This window comes from Paenibacillus sp. P4_A7 (genome assembly GCF_056402455.1).
In genome coordinates this window covers 12692-32357 of record NZ_JBFUHJ010000037.1, presented here as the reverse complement: position 1 = coordinate 32357, position 19666 = coordinate 12692, and the positions used below count along the sequence as shown (strand labels likewise).

Annotated in this window: 12 protein-coding genes and 1 pseudogene; 9 read left to right on the top strand and 4 right to left on the bottom strand. The window is 45.3% G+C overall.

Going from position 1 to position 19666, the window contains the following annotated elements; genetic code table 11:
- Both AC1DWN_RS08365 and AC1DWN_RS08360 read right to left on the bottom strand, forming a co-directional pair.
- A partial coding sequence (locus tag AC1DWN_RS08365; RefSeq protein WP_477558442.1) for a hypothetical protein occupies window positions 1-533 on the bottom strand: 533 nt, incomplete at its 3' end.
- Between the two features lies 1 nt (window position 534).
- The gene (locus AC1DWN_RS08360; RefSeq protein WP_477558441.1) at window positions 535-1605 is read right to left on the bottom strand and encodes a zinc-dependent alcohol dehydrogenase; all 1071 of its coding nucleotides are present in this window, start codon (window positions 1603-1605) and stop codon (window positions 535-537) included.
- Window positions 1606-1998: 393 nt separating this feature from the next.
- On the opposite strand from AC1DWN_RS08360, the gene AC1DWN_RS08355 reads away from it, so the two are divergent.
- The 5 genes and pseudogenes from AC1DWN_RS08355 to AC1DWN_RS08335 form a co-directional block, all read left to right on the top strand.
- Window positions 1999-2865 carry a helix-turn-helix transcriptional regulator gene (locus tag AC1DWN_RS08355; RefSeq protein WP_477558440.1) on the top strand — a complete coding sequence of 289 codons (867 nt, stop codon included), beginning with the start codon at window positions 1999-2001 and terminating at the stop codon, window positions 2863-2865.
- A gap of 129 nt (window positions 2866-2994) precedes the next feature.
- Entirely contained in the window at window positions 2995-4959 is a 1965-nt protein-coding gene (locus AC1DWN_RS08350; RefSeq protein ID WP_477558439.1) for a serine hydrolase domain-containing protein, read from the top strand.
- Between the two features lie 60 nt (window positions 4960-5019).
- Complete coding sequence (locus AC1DWN_RS08345; RefSeq protein WP_477558438.1) at window positions 5020-5694, top strand: response regulator transcription factor; 675 nt, start codon at window positions 5020-5022, stop codon at window positions 5692-5694.
- A gap of 125 nt (window positions 5695-5819) precedes the next feature.
- Entirely contained in the window at window positions 5820-7043 is a 1224-nt protein-coding gene (locus AC1DWN_RS08340; protein WP_477558437.1) for a HAMP domain-containing sensor histidine kinase, read from the top strand.
- Between the two features lie 218 nt (window positions 7044-7261).
- A pseudogene (locus AC1DWN_RS08335) lies at window positions 7262-8067 on the top strand (transposase); the annotation flags it as partial.
- Window positions 8068-8174: 107 nt separating this feature from the next.
- On the opposite strand, the gene AC1DWN_RS08330 reads toward AC1DWN_RS08335, so the two are convergent.
- Window positions 8175-13775: an S-layer homology domain-containing protein gene (locus AC1DWN_RS08330; protein ID WP_477558436.1), complete on the bottom strand. Its 5601-nt coding sequence runs from the start codon at window positions 13773-13775 to the stop codon at window positions 8175-8177.
- A gap of 302 nt (window positions 13776-14077) precedes the next feature.
- On the opposite strand from AC1DWN_RS08330, the gene AC1DWN_RS08325 reads away from it, so the two are divergent.
- The 3 genes from AC1DWN_RS08325 to AC1DWN_RS08315 all read left to right on the top strand — a co-directional run bounded on the left by AC1DWN_RS08325 (window position 14078) and on the right by AC1DWN_RS08315 (window position 17596).
- Window positions 14078-15604, top strand: a complete 1527-nt coding sequence (locus AC1DWN_RS08325; protein WP_477558435.1) for a YcdB/YcdC domain-containing protein — start codon at window positions 14078-14080, stop codon at window positions 15602-15604.
- Between the two features lie 416 nt (window positions 15605-16020).
- Window positions 16021-16851 (top strand): metallophosphoesterase family protein, encoded by an 831-nt coding sequence (locus AC1DWN_RS08320; RefSeq protein WP_477558434.1) that lies wholly within the window; start codon window positions 16021-16023, stop codon window positions 16849-16851.
- A 40-nt stretch (window positions 16852-16891) separates the two neighbouring features.
- Window positions 16892-17596 carry a histidine phosphatase family protein gene (locus AC1DWN_RS08315; protein WP_477558433.1) on the top strand — a complete coding sequence of 235 codons (705 nt, stop codon included), beginning with the start codon at window positions 16892-16894 and terminating at the stop codon, window positions 17594-17596.
- 68 nt (window positions 17597-17664) lie between these two features.
- On the opposite strand, the gene AC1DWN_RS08310 is transcribed toward AC1DWN_RS08315, so the two are convergent.
- Window positions 17665-18513: a helix-turn-helix domain-containing protein gene (locus AC1DWN_RS08310; protein ID WP_477558432.1), complete on the bottom strand. Its 849-nt coding sequence runs from the start codon at window positions 18511-18513 to the stop codon at window positions 17665-17667.
- 451 nt (window positions 18514-18964) lie between these two features.
- Here AC1DWN_RS08310 and AC1DWN_RS08305 point away from each other — a divergent pair, with 451 nt between their 5' ends.
- Window positions 18965-19618: a M48 family metallopeptidase gene (locus AC1DWN_RS08305; RefSeq protein WP_477558431.1), complete on the top strand. Its 654-nt coding sequence runs from the start codon at window positions 18965-18967 to the stop codon at window positions 19616-19618.
- The last annotated feature ends 48 nt before the right edge of the window (window positions 19619-19666 follow it).

The following is a 19666-nucleotide window of genomic DNA, read 5'->3' as shown; positions in this document are numbered from 1 at the left end:
CCCCTATGAGCGAGCGTCTGTGCGGCCCATTGACCGACCATGCCGTCACCGATTACCACAGCAATATCACCAGGAGTTACAGCTGGACGAACGCCGCAATTGTAACCGACTTGGGTGAGAACCATTCCGCTATATGCAATAGGATCTGCGCCCTCAGGCAGCTTCCAAACTTGGCTGGCGTGAGTGACAGAAGGATTGATGTGACCACCAGAGTCGAACATCATTCCGTTTACCATGCTGATAGAAGCGAACACCCGGTCCCSGGGTGTTAAGCCTACTACTTGATTACCGACGCTTCTAATGATGCCGACCTTCTGATAACCGGCCACTTGGGGGAATGGCAATGCGTCTCCCGGCCGGGTTACTTGTTCTCCAGAAATTCTCTCCCCGTACAGGAATGAGGATTCCGTGCCGTTGCTGATCCATGAGTACTCGAGATCGATCACGACATCCTCCGGTCCTGGCTCGGGAACTTCGACTTCCATATAACAAACCTGTCTTACACCTGTAAACACGACGGCTTCAGAATGCATGTCATCCCTCCTTCGCAGCAGCGACGAAATCAGTAGGAGGGTACGCGTAAACCTTGATCGCTTCTTGTTTTTTCAGCAGCTCGACCGTTTCTTGGTATCTGTATAGAGGCATGTGGTGCGTTTGTAGACATTCCGTGTTCAAGCCTTTATTGATTACGAGATCAAGAAGGAGGGCTTGATCGCTTTCCCCGAAGTTCCGGTACTTATAGGATTCCAGCTTAATGCCCTTTAACCAGAGATGATCTCCGTAGCGGATTTCGCCCTTCAGCACTCCGAAGATGACCAGATGAGAGTCGATTCTCGCTAACAGACTTTGTACGGAAGGTGCAGCCCCGACACAATCGTAGCCGAGTTCAAAGCGCTCATCTTCCAAATCGTCTGAATGCTTCGCCAATCCGATTCCGAGCCCGTTCACGTACGCGATTCGATCATGGTTGATATCGACGGCGATCACTCTCGAAGCTCCCATTAGGCGGGCGGCTTGCATCGCAAGTATTCCGGCAGGGCCTAGTCCGGATACGAGCATTGTTTTGCCGGTCATATCACCGAACTGCAGCAGTCCGATTAATACGCACTTTAGCAGCTCGAAGGATACGGCTTGTTTCCAGTCCACCGTATCGGGAAGCTTAATCAATTCGTGCGTACGATAATTTAAAAATTCCGCGTAGGCGCCGTTACCGAATAAATGCTCCAAAGCCGCTACTCGGTCTCCAACCTTTAGCGATGTAACCTTGTCGCCCACCGCAATGACAGTCCCGGCCATCTCATGCCCAGGGAATCCGGGAAGCAAGGGATAGTCAGGCTTCTTGGATGCGTCAAACATGTCTTTGCCGCCCATCATGTTCATATCCCAACGCGGGCATGTTGATACGATCTCGATGCGTACTGTCACTTGATCCTCTTGGGGGGCTTCCGAAGGAATATTAATAATTTCGTATGCATTCTCACCAATAATTTGCAGTGCTTTAATAGAAATCGCCCTACTTTCATATACATAATATAATGTTGTAATGGTATAAGTGTACAATAGAGAAGGTATTTTGTATTTGCACCACATATTCCTCGAAGACAATTTAATCACCTTTAATTTCAAGAGTAAACGAGGTTATTAGTGATATTCATTTGCACATTATTGACATCGTAAATACGAGGCGTCTGTGAGTAGGGATATTTATCCTTGACCGAAAGATCCCTCATCTGGATTAGTTGGATAATAAGGAAGAATTGGCGAGAATCAAATATTTGATAGGGTAGATAAGCACATCCAAGCGTCTCTGACGTCTACGGTGTGCTTTTTCGATTATTGCTATTAATGAGTTTAGATATATACTGGGAATAGTGAACATCTTATCACGGTATAGTCCTTATTATTCCTTGATTCTTCTTTATTTACAGTATTAATCGGTGATTTTATAAATATATGATTTGAACAATATTGACATTAAGTAAATGAGGAGGGGTCTTGTTGAAAATCAGACATTGCGGAGCGGGAACCTTATCTCGATCGGCGGAGTTGCCAGGCGGGGGAATGCATCCGTCGAGTTATGAAATTCTCTATATTACCGAAGGGAAAGTAAGGTTTAAGTGGAGAGGGGATGCTTGCGAAGCGGAAGCGCCGGCCGTGTTCATCTTATCTGCCTCGACGCCGCATGAGCTCGAGAGCCTGCGAGCGGAAGCGAAATTCCGCTTCCTAGAACTTGATGAAATGGAGGAGTTCCCGTTCACTGATCAGCAAGTGGATGAATGGAATTTCATGCAAGCACGTAAGGACATCTATTCCAAAACAATGCTCGCATCTTCTATTATTCAATCTCTCGATTTCGTCTACCATCTTCAATCGACGGGCTTAGCCGGACAAGATTCGAATCTCGGGGACGTGTGCTTGCTGGAGATCCGCAAGACGTACAAGCTTATCGCCCATATTCTTGGGTACCGGGGGAATGGAGCAGCCGAAGACCGTAAGGTGAAGCACAAGTCGCGCGCCGCAGTAGATTTGCTGATCGATTACATGGATTGGCGGTACAAAGAAAACGTTACTTTGGAAGCTCTTGCAGAGGTTGTTACCCTTGATCCTTCTTATCTCGTACGGCTATTTAAGAAACACATGAAGATGACGCCATTCGAGTACCTTCGAGACCTTCGCTTGAAGGCGGCAGCCAGCTACTTGTCCGGAAGTGATCTACCGATTAGCGCCATCGTCCAAGAGACAGGATTCGCCAGCGTTCATTACTTTTCCCGGTTATTCAAAGCCAGCTATGGGCAAAGTCCGGCGGAGTGGCGCAAACAGTTGAAAGGACCGAAAGAGAAATCCAACTTAGGTGAGGTGAAGTAGGTGAGAAGATCTGCTATGTAGAGTTGGTTTTCGGGTGCTGGTATGGTTCACTCTCCGTTCACATGTTTGTGATATGCTCTCCATTGAAAGTCGAGAGAACACAAATATGCTTAATGTTGGAGGCTTATCATGTCATCATCTATCAATAAGATATCATGCAAAATGATTTTACTGGTATTACTGGTTGTCGGGGTAGCAGCGAGTTTATTGGGGGCTCAGTCACCAACGTCGGCGGCGCTTTCCTCCTCTACATTGTTATCTGCTAATCCAGTGGGAGCAGCGGATTTGAACGACACCGCCCAGCTTTCGGCTTATATTGACGGCATTATGAAAGGGCATATGGACACATACCAAATTCCAGGAGCGGTCATTTCGATCGTTAAGGATGGAGAGGTCCTGTTCGCTAAAGGGTACGGTTACTCTAATATAGAAGAAGGCAAGCTAGCCGATCCAGAAACCGATCTATTTCGGATTGCTTCAACTACGAAGTTGTTTACTTGGACGGCTGTGATGCAATTGGTCGAGCAGGGCAATATTGATCTCGATACAGACGTCAATACCTATTTAAAAACAGTAAAAATACCGAAAACCTATAAGCAGCCGATTACTATGCGTCATCTCATGACCCATACGGCAGGATTTGAGGAGGGGGGAGTTGGTTATCAAATTACCACCGATCCTATGAAACTGCCGGTATCGATTTCAGAAACACTAGCCAAGCATATGCCGGCGTTGGTTCGACCTCCTGGTGAGATGGCTGCTTACTCCAACTATGGCGCCTCGTTGGCAGGATTAATTGTGGAAGAAGTTAGCGGCATTGCTTTTGATGACTATATACAGAAAAATATTTTCGAACCGCTCGACATGAAATATGCCACGGTTCAGGAGCCTGTTCCGGCATCTTTAGAGTCCAATGAAGTACTAGGCTATGCTAGGGAAAACGGCATATTCACGGCCAAGCCGCGAACATTTGAGGGAGGCTTCCGTCCTGCAGGCTCGGGATCTGTCTCAGCAATCGATATGGCTCATTTTATGATCACCCATCTTCAAGATGGACGATACGGTGATAAACAAATACTAAAACCTGAAACCGCCCAATTGATGCATGCGCCAGCATACATGTTTCACGACAATTTCCCAGCAATGGATCTTGGTTTTTACGAACTGAATATGAACGGATTACGCCTGATTTCCCATGGGGGCGCTGATACGTTATTCAATACGGAGCTTTATCTTGTACCAGATAAGCAAATCGGTATTTTCGTATCTTATAGCGGTGGTGAAGGCGGAACAGCAGCGGCAGGGTTGTCGAAAGCCTTTTTCGATCGATACTTTCCATCACAAGAGGTTAAGCTGCCTCCTGCATCTTCCGAGCTTGATAATGTGCAGAAATACGCTGGTTCTTATCAATTCACGCGTCGTAATCACAGCGATATAGATAAGTTTTTCACTTTTTTGGCCAAGATCAGTATTGATGCTGCAGGTAACAGACTAACGATTGGCAGTGGGGCTGAACAGCAAGTATACGCACAAATCGAACCGGATTTATTTCAGGAAGTCGGAGGCACGCATCAGATTGCATTCCGAACGGATGAATCGGGGAAGGTCACTCATCTGTTTCTTGATTTTCTAATGGCGATGCCTCTTGAACGCACAGCGCTGATTGATAGGACGCAGTTCTGGTCTCCTTTGCTAGCATTCTCGGTCGTCCTGTTCATTACGGCATTGACTGGGTTTGTTTATCGCAGGCGTGAAATTAAAGAGATGCCGAAAGCGCAGAAATGGGCAGTTCGGTTGTCGGCGGCTACCGCTGCTTGGGCACTAGTAACCTGCGCTGCGACGTTCGTCATTGTGTTGAATATGGACTTACTTGATCGGCTTAGCCGCATTACACCATCATTAAATGTCTACTTGTTCATGCCTATCATACTTGTTGGATTGACTATAGCGATGATAGTTTTAAGTGTAATGGCATGGAAAAACAAATATTGGACGGTGCTGAAGCGCGTGCATTACTCGCTCGTGGCATTATCGGCAGTGGTATTGAGTCTTTTCTTCTACCATTGGAATCTACTGGGATGGCAGTTTGGTTAAGCTATAATTCCCCCATTCGATTCGGAAGGAACATGTTAGAGACTGGAGGCGTATATTCTTATGGCCAAAATCCTTATCGCAGATGACGATGAACATATTCGTGAGCTGATCTCCTTATTTTTGAGGAATGAAGGATTCGAGATAGTAGAGGCAAGTGACGGTGCGGAAGCGCTGGCGATTGTAGAAAACTCTCAAATAGATATGGTTATCCTCGACATTATGATGCCCCAACTAGACGGTTGGGAATTGTGCAGAGAGATCAGGCACATAGATTCGAATATTCCTCTCTTGATGGTCACGGCCAAGGGTGAGTCGGCACAAAAGGTGAAGGGATTTCAGCTCGGAACAGACGATTACTTAACGAAGCCGTTCGATCCAATGGAGCTTGTGATGAGAGTAAAAGCATTGCTGAAACGTTATATGATTGTCTCTTCACAAACCATACAGCTCGGCGGCATTACGCTGAATCGTCGCAGCTTTCAAGTTATTCGGGGAGATGAAACGTTTAATCTGCCGTTAAAAGAGTTCGAATTGCTGTTCAAGCTGGCTAACCATCCCGGGCAAATTTTCACTCGGGAACAGTTGATCGCTCATATTTGGGGGAAGAACTACGAAGGTGATGACCGAACCGTAGATGTCCACATTAAGCGGCTAAGGGAAAGGTTTGTGGGCGATTCGCAGCATTTTCAAATTGAAACGGCGCGTAGTCTGGGCTACCGGCTAGTGATCACATGATAAAAACCTTATACTTCCGTATCATTTGTACGTTTCTGGCCGTCATTATCTTCAGCCTGTTATCCTCTTTCTTTATTGGCCACTTTCTTTTCAAAAAAGAAATAAACCATGTAGGACAGAACGACATGATTGCAGTAGGCGAGGAGATTATACGTCTCTATGAACAAACAAGACCCGTTGATCGGGATGCATTCATAAAACGTATGGTAAAGGTATCCGCTCATCCGATTCAAATTTATGACGATTCCGGTAACGTGACGCAGTACGGCTTAAAAAATACGAATAACGTTGAAGTCGAGCCGAAAGCGGTTCGGCAGGTGCTGGGTGGAGAATATTATCGTTCTCCTAGAGAGGTTGAACAAACGTTCATCGGTATTCCCTTTCCATTCGAAGGTGAGCCTCATGCTATGTTTATGCAGTACTCTTCGCAGAACGAGGATATCATGAATCGAATGATGCTGCTCGTCTTGCTGATCGGACTGTTGATTGGAAGTCTGTGTATTCTCATTGCGGCCCGATATTTGGTAAAACCCCTTCAAGCATTGACGCAAGCGACCAAACGACTTGCGAAGGGAGATTTCGACGTGGAAATTAAATCAAAACATCCGGACGAAATGGGAGTGTTGACCCAAAGCTTTAATGAGATGGCAAGTGAGCTCAAACAGTTGGAGCAGATGAGGCAGGATTTCGTTTCGAACGTCTCTCACGAAATTCAAACTCCTCTGACGTCTATTTCCGGTTTTGCTATGGCTATGAAAAACAGTAGCTTAGTAGCGGATAGTGATCGGAATTATTACCTAGATATCATTATCGCAGAGAGCGGGCGACTTTCCAGACTTAGTGATAATTTGCTGAAACTCGCTTCCTTAGATTCGGAGCAGCATCCATTTGAGGCAATTACATATAACCTCGACGAGCAAATTAGGCAAATTGTCGTTACTTGTGAGCCCCAATGGTCGGCCAAGGGCATTCACATCGATCTAGAAATGGCTGATACAGTCAAAATAACGGCAGATCAGGACCAGCTTAACCAAGTGTGGATGAACTTACTTGGCAACAGCATCAAGTTCACACCCGAAGGCGGACATATTGAAATAGGCATTACCCATTCAGAGAATGAAATCTTCTTCAAAATAACCGATTCGGGGATCGGAATAGCGCCAGAGCAGCTCGATTATGTTTTTGAACGTTTTTACAAAACGGACCGATCACGGAACCGCAGCAACGGGGGTAACGGCCTAGGGCTTGCCATCGCTAAGAAAATCGTGACTCTTCATCATGGGAGCATCGAAATGCAAAGTCAGGTAGGCCAAGGTACGACAGTGGTCGTACAATTGCCTATTCGATAACTAGGATTTAGCTTTTCAGACCTCTAAATTACATACCTGAGCCCCTACCTGTTACTAGGGAGGCCACTGAAAAAGTCCACCTATTAGAAAATAAATTCCCCTATCTCGATTTTTGAGGTAGAGGAATTTTTTTGTATAATAGGAGTACTAAATCTAGGCGGTGTTTACGATGATTTCCAATCAGCAATCTCTTAACTTAAGCCCTTTTATTAGTACCACCTGTTCGGATGTTCAAATATTTATTGCTCAAATCAATTTTCGACTTGTCAGATGTCGATGTTGTAGAACGTTCTAAATATGATATGTCCTTTAAATATTTCCTCGATATGGCACCGGAAGATATCGTCATCAATCCTAGTTCCTTAACTAAATTCCGAAAGTTCCGTCTTAAAGACGTGGGCTTGTTAGATTTGCTCATTTAAAAAACGGTTGAAATTGCACTAGAAAAGGAACTCATCAAAAGTAAGTCAATCATCGTCGACGCCACACATACAAAAGCGCGGTATAACCAAAAATCGCCGAAAGAATTCCTTGTAGAGAAATCCAAGTTACTCCGGAAAGCCGTCTATCAAATCGATGAAAATATGAAAGAAAAATTCCCACCAAAATCAACAACGAATGAAGTGGCAGATGAGTTAGCTTATTGCCAAAAAAGTGATTCAAACGGTTGAAAAGGAAGTGGAATTCGAATTTAATTCAAACCTATTATTTTGATGTGGAGCAATGTAAGAGCTGTCCGTTTCGTGAAGGTTGTTATACAGAGGGGGCAAAAAGTAAAACCTACTCTGTGACAATTAAATCGACAGAACACAAAGACCAAGAAGTGTATCAAAATAGTGATGAATTTAGAGAAAAAGCAAAATCACGCTATAAAATTGAAGCGAAAAACAGTGAATTGAAACACAGACACGGGTATGATGTGTCATCATCCGCGGGTCTGTTTGGTATGCAGATCCAAGGTGCGATGGCTATATTTGCGGTCAACCTCAAACGAATTAGGACCCTGATAAAGGAATCAGAGTAAGGATAATGAATAAGAAAGGCGACATTACCGGGTGGGGAAAGAGAAGAGACCTCCGTCCTCCCAAGTATCGATTCGGGGATTCGGAGGTCTGGAATGGCGTCACTGATTTAACTACTCGTTTGATTTAGTAAGAACAGCGCCAGCTTTGCGCTTTCTGCTCGCGTGACCACGCCTTTCGGTTCAAACATCCCATTGGGACGGCCATTGATCAATTGATTCGTGAAAGCTTTGTTGACCGCAGATACTGCCCAGCCGTCGACTTGATCCGTATCTTTGAAGTCGCTGTCCTTCTCCGTCATCGGTTTTCCCGTTTTCCGTTCAATCGCCCGCACGACCATGACGACCATCTCGTCGCGGGTAATTTGAGCTTGCGGATCGAACAGGCCGCTTTGCTTACCATTGATCAAGCCCAAGGCGTAAGCCCTATTTACTGCGTCGGCATACCAAGCGTCATCTGCGACATCTTTGAAAGGAGATTTGATTACCTCCGTGCTCAGGCCGAGTGTTCGCGTGAGCATCGTTACAAATTCCGCACGGGTAATTTCTTTTGCCGGCGCAAATTTGTTTTCCGATATCCCATTTACTGCGCCTTTGAACGAGAGTTCCTGAATGATGGCGTACGCCCAATGGTTTTCAGGCAAATCTACGTATTGTTTATTATAGCTGTACAGAGCGTAGGAGCCCGGTTCTTTCAGTTTCGCAATGTAACTGCTGTCTGCAAAATCGCCTTCTATTTGATGCGGCTTGCCCGCGTTATCGATGAAGTACAGACCTGCCAATTTCGGATGCTTTACCTGAGAAGCCGGAATTGTAAGAGTGACCGGCTCTTTTAACGGGTTCAAAGCGAATACGACTCCGTCCTTCCTGATGACTCCGATTGTCCATTCGTAGGTCTTGCTGTCAGGTTGCAGGTTTGGTTTGCGGATTGAATCCACTGGCTTCACTTGGGCGAACAGGGTGCCGTCTTTTCTCGTTTCAACAGGCAGCAAACGTGCAGCCTCCGCCAGAACGCTTGACGGAATGGTTAACTTAAACAAGGTACCCTTCAAGACGATAGATGCCTCTTGGCCAAGCAAGTCGGCAGCATTCACTGGAAGCGCAACGCCTTCTTGATTACCGATCAATGGAAGGGTGACGACCCCATCCTGCGCTGCAAGATCTTCTGGCTTCACTTCAAGCAGGTGATCCGGAAGTGGATTCGGATCCGGATTTCCGCTGCCTGAACCGCCCGAACCGCCGCTTCCGCCTGAACTGCCGCCGGATTTTGTCGTAAACTCATAAACGTCCGAAGTAATAAATCCACCGTATTCGTCTTCCAGCGTTGCATACCAGTGATAAATAGACGAAGGCCTGTCCAACTGCCAAAGCACCTCCGCGCGACTACCGCTTGGAACTCCTTGCTTCTCGCCGATTTTATGAGACGTGTACACATTAACCCCGATATAATCGGTTGCTACTTGTTTAGCGATCGGCTTCAAGTCAATCGGCACGGTAAATTCCTCAATTTCCGGCGTTTCATCGAAGGAAATGTAGTCGTCCAGCAATGGCGAATAGGTCGATACATGCATCTCTTTATTTTCTGTATCGAACTGCAGCAAACGCATATACCCTTGGCCGCCCTCAGGTCCGCCCTGATAATCCGCCAGCATCTCATGAACAACATTTCCATTGTCTCCACGCTTCACTGCATAAGCTGCTCCATGAATATGACCGCTTAACACCATAATGACATTCTCATGTTTAGAGACGAGGTTATCCCACAATTCTTTGCCTTGACCTACATAGAAGCCATATCTGGCAATGTATTGGTGCGTTGTAATGATCGCATTGCGATCTGGGTATTTTCTGAGTACGTTATTCGCCCATTCAATCGTGTCTTCCGACACGTCCCAGCTCAAATAAACAATGATAAAATCGTTGCCGTTCGCTGAAATCAGGTCATAGTGGTTTCGGTTGTTATCTTTGTCACCGCCGTACCATGGTTTATCTTCAAAACGGTGACGGCCGAAATGCTCCCAATATTCGTCATACCTTAACTCATCATGATTAACGTCATGATTGCCAGCTAGAACGCCATAAGGGATATTGGCGTCTTCCAATATTTTCATGCTATCGTTTGCGACCTGCCATTGCTCGGGAATATAGGATTTTTCTACAAGATCTCCCGTGTGAATGACATATTTGATTTTTTTTTCTTCTTGTTTATCCACGATCCATTGCGTCATCGTCTTATAAGTACCTGGCCAGTTTTCCGTATAGAACTGAGTATCACTCATCCACATGAACGTAAAATCGTACTGATCCGGAGAAGGAATCAAGTCCTGCACCAGAACTTGAATTTTTTGATCCCTCACCATGTCAGCGATTTTGACAAACCCTTTTAAGGTGAAGTCCTCTGTACCTACGCCTGAAGCGACGTCTTCCCATTTGCCGGTGTTATAGTTCCAAGTATAGAGCGTTACCTGACGTTCCGGCATGGAATGCCCCCGCCAGACGACTTCCACTTGATCGATACCCGTTAAATCGTCAGTTACTGCAAATTCGAATCGATGGTACGGGAATTCCAACTTAGATTCCGTAGAGAAATAATTTTCGTCTATTGCTTTTACCGCACTGATCGCTTTATTTGTAAATGGAGTTTCACCAGTTGGAACCATTTCTAGCGGTGGTTCACGGTCCACGCTGTTGCTGAATGCCTGCTTTTTCGAATTATCCGTAAAATCGTACTGATGCGCCTTGTAGAAGGTAACCTTTAACGGATCACCTGTCGGATCATTAACCGTTAGTCCCATGTTTACATTTAGATCCACATCGGATGCACCTTGTATCGGAGTGGCATCTGTCGGCTTGTTGGGATGTTCTTCCACCACGAAAAACGATACTTTGTTGACGAGTGAGTTCCCTGCACGATCTGTAATCGTTACTTCAAAGTCATGTTTCACATGGGGCTCTAGATGCAAGGCGTTTACAACAGTCGGCAGAGTGATTTCTTCTCCGTCCAGCGTACCCTTGATCTCTGCAACGCCGGACAACGAATCGACTGCTTCAAGCTTGAATGGGATCGGCCCTTTGTACGTTTTATTGTCTTCGATGGACATCTTAACGATGGACGGCAACGTATTGTCCACAACCACTTCCGCCGATAGTTCCCTGACAGGAACAGATCCGTCTATCTGAAAAGCAATGGTGTGCGGTCCTTCCGCAGTCGCGGTCGTGTCCCATTCGTAAGCTCGCCCTGTCAGCTTCTCTTGAGGGAATACAAATGTCAGATCCGCGCGCTCTTTAGCCGTCAGATCGCTATAGTTGCCATCGCCGAGCGTAATCAAACTGGTTGGACCTTTGACAAACGTGCCGTCTCCCATTTTGATTTTGGTCGAGTCAAGCGGAATGATCGTTCCGTCCGGAAGCACAATTCTGGCGTTCCGGAAGCTGAAATCGTCATTATTGTCGATCGTTTCTTCAGGGCCTACCTTATTGCCGGAAGAGACAGAGATGACGTTGGGACCGGCTTGCCATACTTCACCGGGAATTGTTATGGCTACCGTTTCGTAGCCAATGACGTTTACGCCTTCGAACACCTTAAACACTTTATTGTCGACAAGAAGTCCATTTTTAAAATTCGCATCGAATCCATCTACTTCCATGATAAATGTGACATCGCCTCGCAATGCTTTGGATGCCGGGACGTTCACGCCATCAAGCAGCAAAGAAGTTTGCTCCGATTCGTCACTGCTTGACCCAAGAATTCTCTTTGATCCGGACAGGAAATCGCCATCATGAATATTCAATTGGAGCGGTTCGACAGCTTCATGTTCTATCACGATGGAATAAGCGTTGCCGTTGTTCTGATCCATGGTAGAAGCCACATTCTGTCCGTCGGAAGCTTCGAAATAATAATCGAAAGCCGCTGTTTTCATAAGGTCATATTTAGATATTGTAGAAGACTGGAATAATCCTTCTGCATTTTTCTCTAGATTAACCTCAGTGTATGCTAAGTCTTCCCTTAATTTGTAGTGAAGTGTTACGCGCTTAATCGCTTGATTGTCGGTAATGCTTGCGTTCACGCTGATGTCAACAGGAGGCGTTGAGAGCATCGACTGTGTATGACCTATGACGGGGGCGAACAGGTCATCCTCCACCTTGACAACATTGTTCAACGAAGGAACCTGATCCGCTAGCGCTTGACCAGGGGTCCCTGGTTGAGAACTTCGCTTCTCCATCACGTTCGTACCGTCTTTTGGAAAATGATAAACAATCCCTTTAAGCTGGACAACGTCGATAACAGGCCCATCATTATAACTAGCCCGTGAAAGCTCTGTGCCCATATCCGTAACAATGGACATCGTACGCTTTAATGAATTGTTCATACCTCCGCCATTTAGCGCCGTACGGATGACTTGATTTTCTGTCAGGGAGCTCCCAAAATGGTTATTAAAATTATCCACACTCTTCCCTTGGCTTGCTGCATTATTGACCCATAACACGATGGCTTCTTGGGGTAGAAGCCATTTATCTTCGTTTAAATCCCAATCAACAAAAGTATTCCCGTTTTCATAAATAATTCTAAGCTTGTAGTCTTTCATCGAAACCGGCCGATCCGTATTGTTATATACTTCAACATACTCATAGGCTTGATTTGCGCCGGGATTCGCCATGATTTCGGTAATGAGCAATTCAGGCAGTTTGTCGTAAAGCTGGCCTGAAGAGACGGTCAATTGGAATGTCTGGTCTAGTTCTTCTGGCAGGTGARTAACATTCGTGCCATCGGATGCTTCAAAATAATAATTCACCGAAGATGCGGCATCCAATTCGAGTTTTGGAATAACTGCCGAATAAGTAGCGCCCGTTACAGACATTGGCACTGAATTGTAGCTGCTTTGCTTATCCGTTTGATAATACAGAATAACCGATTCCAGTTGATTATCATCATGGACCGTTGCTGTCACCAAATAGTCCTGAGGCTCGATAGCGCTTGTCGGAGGTGTATGGTCGATGGTCGGTTTCAAATTGTCTTCCGAATTATCTACCGGGTCTCCGAAGACTTGATCGTTTGTGAGACTGCCTGGTGTCGGATACACTTTGGAACCCAGCTTGACCATATGACGCGTACCGTCAACTGGCGAGAGATAGGTGACGCTCTTCCCGTTTGCCGAATCCGAACTGTCGCCGGTCGCCGGTGCGTTGTAGCTGGCCGTCACAATCGGGGCTTGACCGTTGTCGGAGACGATCGACACGCTGCGGCCACCCGTATTGTAAATAACTCCGTCATGAAAGGTTGCAATTTGCGATTCGGCGAGACTCGTTCCGTAAGTTTGATTGAAAAGATTTATATCATCATTGATTCCGCCGTTTTTGTCAGGATCCGTGAGGTTCCACAGTACGATCGTCTGACCCGGATTCACTGGCTTGTCATCAGTAAGATCCCACTCCTGCACATTCAAACCGTCGAATGACTCATAAATGATTTTATAATCTTCCATATTGACGGTTTGATTGCTGTGGTTGTATACCTCGATGTACTCGTAAGGCTCGGTGTTTGCACCGCTTGGCTGTACAGAATTAAATACGATTTCCGAAATCAGCAGATGGGGTAAAGATGAGCCTGCGGAAGCGGTCGTTTGAATGCGAGGAATGTTTGATGTCATAATGAAGATTACGAGCAGCAAACAGACCAGTTTTCGTAGCATCGGTGTTCGTTTCAATGTCATTTTTATCCTTCTCTCCTTTTTTTTGCAGGCAAATTACCAAGGATGGAAAATCTGACCACAAGATAAAAGGATAGCACTCGTATGTATTCTTATTGTCAGATTAATGTAAAGAATTCATGAATCCACGATCAAAAAAGGGCAGAATTCGAGGAGGATGATCTTAGCAATAATTTGCAATTGATGCGGTGAAAGGTTGCTGGATAATACTGTTGATGATGGGAGGCTGGGAGGGAAATCATGGCGGTTCATAGGTATTGCTTGTAATGATTGCGTAAAAGGATGCTTTTAGTAGGAGGGAAAACGTGTCAATCGATAAAGAGAAGCTTTTGGCCAGAGCGAAAACCATTGTTATGATACCCGAGCATTATCAGCTAGAGATGGAAGACAACATGCCCGAAGGCGATGAGAAAGAACGGTGCTTTATTTGGGAGGACCCTGCAAACCGGGATAACACAATTGAGATCACACTGGATCTAGTAACCGGACAACTGACACGGCTTGCTATCGATCGGGAAGGAGTGAGAAAGACCAAGGAGGAGGCTAAACGGTTAGGCTTAGATGGGGAGGCTAGTGCGGCAGCCGATGAATTCGTTGCGAAGCATGCTCCCTATCCTGAGGAATATACGTCAGTCTTACTTGAAAAAAGAAGAGATAGAGTCGACTTTACGTTTCGCGAGGAAGTCGGTGGGCTGCCACTGCCCGGCACGGGTTGTTGGCTGACGCTGGATACAGAACTAAACGTCGTACGATATCATATAAATGGGGGAATGGCTAGTAAGGCTCGTAAGCCAGAATGGCCGCCCTCCATTGTGGATGCGGATACTGTGATGCAGGATATACGGAGCAATTTACGGATGGCGCTAACGATCGTTTCTCTAGATCCTTCAATGTACGAAATGAAAGGAACTGAACAGGAATATCGATTAGTTTATGAGCCGATTCTAGGCCATAAAAATATTGATGCTGTAACAGGCCGTGATCTGTTTGGTCCGGAACACTACGTCATGCCGCCAAGTCATCCCTTGTTGCTAATCGATACTGTTCCGATGCCTGCTACTAACGAGACGGTGTCTTGGGAACAACGGCTTGGCATCAACCTAGAGCATTATGTGCTAGAGAAGTCGACGGATGACGGGGAGAGAATAAGATCCTTGTATCAACTCAGGGGGCAGGAGGAAGAGGAAGAGAACCCAGAGCGGGACCCCTTGTCCAGAGATGCTTACATGGAGCGAAAATGGGGCGATAATCTGCGTCATTTTAGGGACTCCTCGATCATGATACAACTGGAGAAAACGACTGGACGTCTGGTCGGGTATCATTGGTTAGATCGCGGGAAGGAAGGAGCACCAGCGCTAAACCGGGAACAGTGTTGGAAGAAGGCTGAACAATTCCTGCGTATCGTATTTCCAGACTACATCGATTATCTCCAACTTGAAATCGATGAAGAGAAATCAGATGGGGAACCGTGCGAACGTGAATTTTTCTATTTGCCCGTTTATATCGACGGAATCCCCGTGAACCATGAGAGAATAACGATCAGTGTCAGCACATCGACGGGAGACGTCTGTAACTATATGGGTGTTTCTTATGAGATGATTCTAGAATTAGTAGGACGCGGTTTCAATCCAATTCTCGAGTCGGAAGCCGTATTTGATTACTATGCCGAACAGATGAAACTTCATCTTGAGTGGCACTTAGACCCTAATCAAGAGGTTACTGCATATCGGCTATTGTATGAACCGACCGCGACTATATGCAATGAGCGGGGGGAGAAACGGACTTTACGGTATATAGATGCAGTTTCTGGCGAACCTATTTGGGGAAAGTAGTTATATTATCCTAGAACCCTAGTTTAATTGACCACTGTCATACCATCAACAAACGTAAATTCCTATTACCTTCTCCACACATGTGGAGTGTATAATTCTAATCAATCGCCCACTAATGGGCGATTTTATTTTGGACAAAAATTAATAATAACCATTAAGAGACTCAAAGCCAAAATTAGTGGTTGACGAATTCGAGTAAGTGTAGAACGAGGCCATCCTTCAGGGAGAGCTCTAACGATTGCACCACCCAGCCCCTGATGCAGATTGAACAGGTTTATTATGAAAATCATCAGGGGTTCGGAGAGATGTTAATACTAAAACAAAAATAGCAGAATCATGCGGTTAATCAGCGGAATATGTATATATCTTTTGCTTTGTTTTTTCTATGATGGGGATAAAGAGAGGAAGTGAACTCCATGAATTTGAAACAAAATTCACTACGACTGTATTGGATGACTGATATCCATTTGGTGGACGAGTTAACGGGGCGGCCGGACGTTCCTGGCGCAATCTGGAGGGAGCGACACTACTATGCCTCCCAAGACAAGCTGCGGCAGGCTGTCGATATTGTGAACTGTGAGAAGCCCGATTACGTGATTTGTACGGGTGACGTGATCGACAAGGCTCAGCCACTGAATTCCTTTATGAAGGAATGGAATCAAATTGAATCCCCTAAAGCTTTCGTTATTGGTAATCACGACCTCAATATTGGAGGTGAAGCTTTCGAGGAACAGCTCGGTATTGCGGACCTGCCTTTGATAGCGGGAAGCCGATTTAACCGTTCGATCCCTGTAAATAACGGGGAAGTGGCGGCTAGAATTATTATGCTTGATACATATATTGGCGAAGACGRAAATCGATTATATAAGACCTGCGAAGGAACGATTACTTCAGAAGCCTTCGAGTGGCTGGAGAATGAAATGATCTCTAGTCCGGAGAAGCTGATTCTGCTTTTTGCCCACAATGGGATAGGCGGACCAGAGGAATATTTCGAACGCAAGGCCGTTGAGCGTTTTATGGGGCTTGCGAGACGGGTAGCAGACCAAGGCAAAACGATTATTCATCTGGCTGGACATCATCATGTACATCCGGTTGCGGAAATTAGAGAAATGCAGCCTGGCTTCACGTTTATTAACGGAGTGGCTATGATTTGCGAAGAGACATCAAAATTACATGTCATTGAGATTCATGCTGAAGGTTCTTATAGCCTAGATTACCATGATGTCGGTCTTATCAATGCTCTTTAATCTTGTTTCAAAATGTATAACAAAGGAGAAGTAGGTAAATATGCGACTTTATATTATTCGCCACGCTGATCCCGACTACGAGAATGACACGATTACAGCTGCTGGCCACTTGGAAGCAGAGGCGTTGGCCACACACTTGGCAGATATGGGAATTGACGAAATTTACTGTTCCCCAATCAATCGAGCTCTTCACACGATGGAGTATACTGCTCGTCGGTTGAATATCAAGCCGACAATTATGCCATGGCTTCAGGAGCTAGCTGGCTGGTCTGTTGAATCAACGCCTGACAATCTCATAGCGGCATGGAATGTGGACGGCGAGCTGCTTCGGCAGGCCAAGCCATACCCTACCAACGACAATTGGCATACTTTTGACCCTTATCTCAACTTGGGATTGGAAGCAAAGCTACAGCAGCTCCATCAGGAGTCTGATCAGTTTTTGGAGAAGCTTGGCTACCGTAGAGAAGCAGGAAGATATCGTACTTTGGATTCCAACAAACGGAAAATTGCAATCTTCTGCCATCACGGCTTTGGCGTGACATGGCTTTCTCATTTGCTTGAGCTGCCGCTTTCGCTCATGTGGACCGGCTTCTGGATGGCACCTAGCTCTGTAACGACGATATTGATGGATGAGCGCTCTGCCGATTGGGCTGTACCGCGTTGCCTCGGCTTCAGCGATATTTCCCATTTGCACAAAGCAAGGCTACCTATGAGCATACAGGGACTAGTGGCTAACGTCGAGTAAGAGGAGAGCTATTGTGCTCTAATAGAGAAAGCGCGCACTTTCGTAATAACAGAAAGGGCGCGCTTTTATTAAGAGGAAGCTCGTTTTTTACGATAAGACATCGGATTCTCTCCGTAGTATTCCGCGAATTTGCGACTAAAGAAGTTAGCGGAGTGAAAACCGACTGAATAGGCAATTTCTACGATCGGTCGATTCGTGCTTCTTAACAGGTTTGCTGCTTGGTTGCTGCGGATTTTCGTTAATGTCTCGATGATGGACTCGCCAATTTCGTGTTTGAACAAGTGGGTTAAGCGCGATTGAGACAAACAGACCAGCTTAGCCAGCTCTTTGATCTGAATGTGATCCGAGAAATGCTCCTCAAGGTAGCTGAGAATTTCCTCTATCCTCGCATCCAATGGACGTCCTTTACACTCTAATTGCGAGTTGGAAGCGACCAGAATGATTTCTTCGACCGTTGACAGAGCCAGCTCTTGGTTAAACATGTTGAACGATCCCTTATAGTAGCTCAGCATTCGTTTAAAAGCATCCCCGATCGTCTCACGCATCTGTTCCTTGAACTGCAAATGCGTCACCCGCTCGTAAGAGAAGGCAAGCTCTAACCAAGGCTTCCATGTAGCCCTCGGGATGAAATGCACCCAGATTTTTTCCCAGACGCCTTCGTTCTGCTCTGTATAGTAGAAATGGGGCAATCCTGGAGGAATGACCACTAAATCGCCAGCTTTACAATAGAAGGTATCCTCTTCACTCTCGACGACGCCTCTACCCGACAAAGTAAACATGAAGTGCCAGTCCTGGCGTCCCATGGGTCTATTACGCATATATCCATCTGTTTTCAAATAATGATCAGATGAACGAATACAGGGCATGACAGCGATGGTTAAATCATTTTCGGACAAAATGTCCACAGGTCGTTCCATCAGCTCCCCCTCCTTAAAAAGGCCTCTAAAAATTACTCAGCACCATTCTATCATATATATTTTTGGAGGGCTATAATCATGCCGATCCAGCGTAGCACAATATCGTTATCCCTTCTTCTTATACTTCACACTGCCTTTACTATACTTGACACTACCCTTACAAAATTAGAAAGGGCTTAGAGGAGAATTTGTTCCAAAAGACATGCTGTTAGGCTGGAAACAATGGATGAAAACCATTTTCATAAAAGGGAAGACTTATCCAACTTTAGGCACTTCATTTTTTGAATTTAGGTGGTAGTTGGATAGAAAAGTATTTGTTAATATTGTGTACTCCACACATGAGGAGTGCTATGTATGGGTTGTGTGGATGCATTGAATAAGTAGCTCATTCACCTTGTTGAAAAAAAATAAGGTATAATAGGTAGAAAAACTTTTAGAAACGATGGTAACTATGAAGATTGAGTTTGAAAATACGACAATAGAATGTAATGTTCAATATGGAAACGGAAAGAAGATATCCATTCAAGTAGACTCTGTTGGTTTTGTAACCGTTAAAGTTCCCAACCATACAAGTGAAGAGATGATTAGGCGAGCTGTAGAGCATCATGGAAAAAGGATACTGGAGAAGCAGCAATACATTGCCAAGGTTCGAGAAATGCCTAAGTCTAGAGAGTATCAAGAAGAAGGGAAGTTCCTTTATCTGGGGAAAGAGTATTTTTTGCAGGAGTTAATTGAGACAAAAGAGTTAGATGAAGAAGAACTTAAAAAGAACCTCAAGAAGTTCTATTTCGTAAGTTGCAAGAAGATTATTGGGGAACGAATAAAAATATATCAAGTACAACTAAAAGCAAAGCCTAAAGCCATAGAAATAGAAGAGTCTAGAACCAAGTGGGGAAGCTGCAGCTCGAGTAAAAAGCTAACCTTTAATTATCGTCTGGCAATGGCTCCGATTGAAGTGATTGATTATGTGATCATCCATGAACTCTGTCATCTGACTCATATGAATCATGATCGATCATTTTGGAGACTTGTGGGAAGTATAATGCCGGATTATAAGGAAAAAGAAGAGTATTTGGCGAGAAATGGGCAATCTATGACACTTTGAGGATTACTTTTCTAATCTGAAAAACAATTATGAATGAGCAGATCGCCT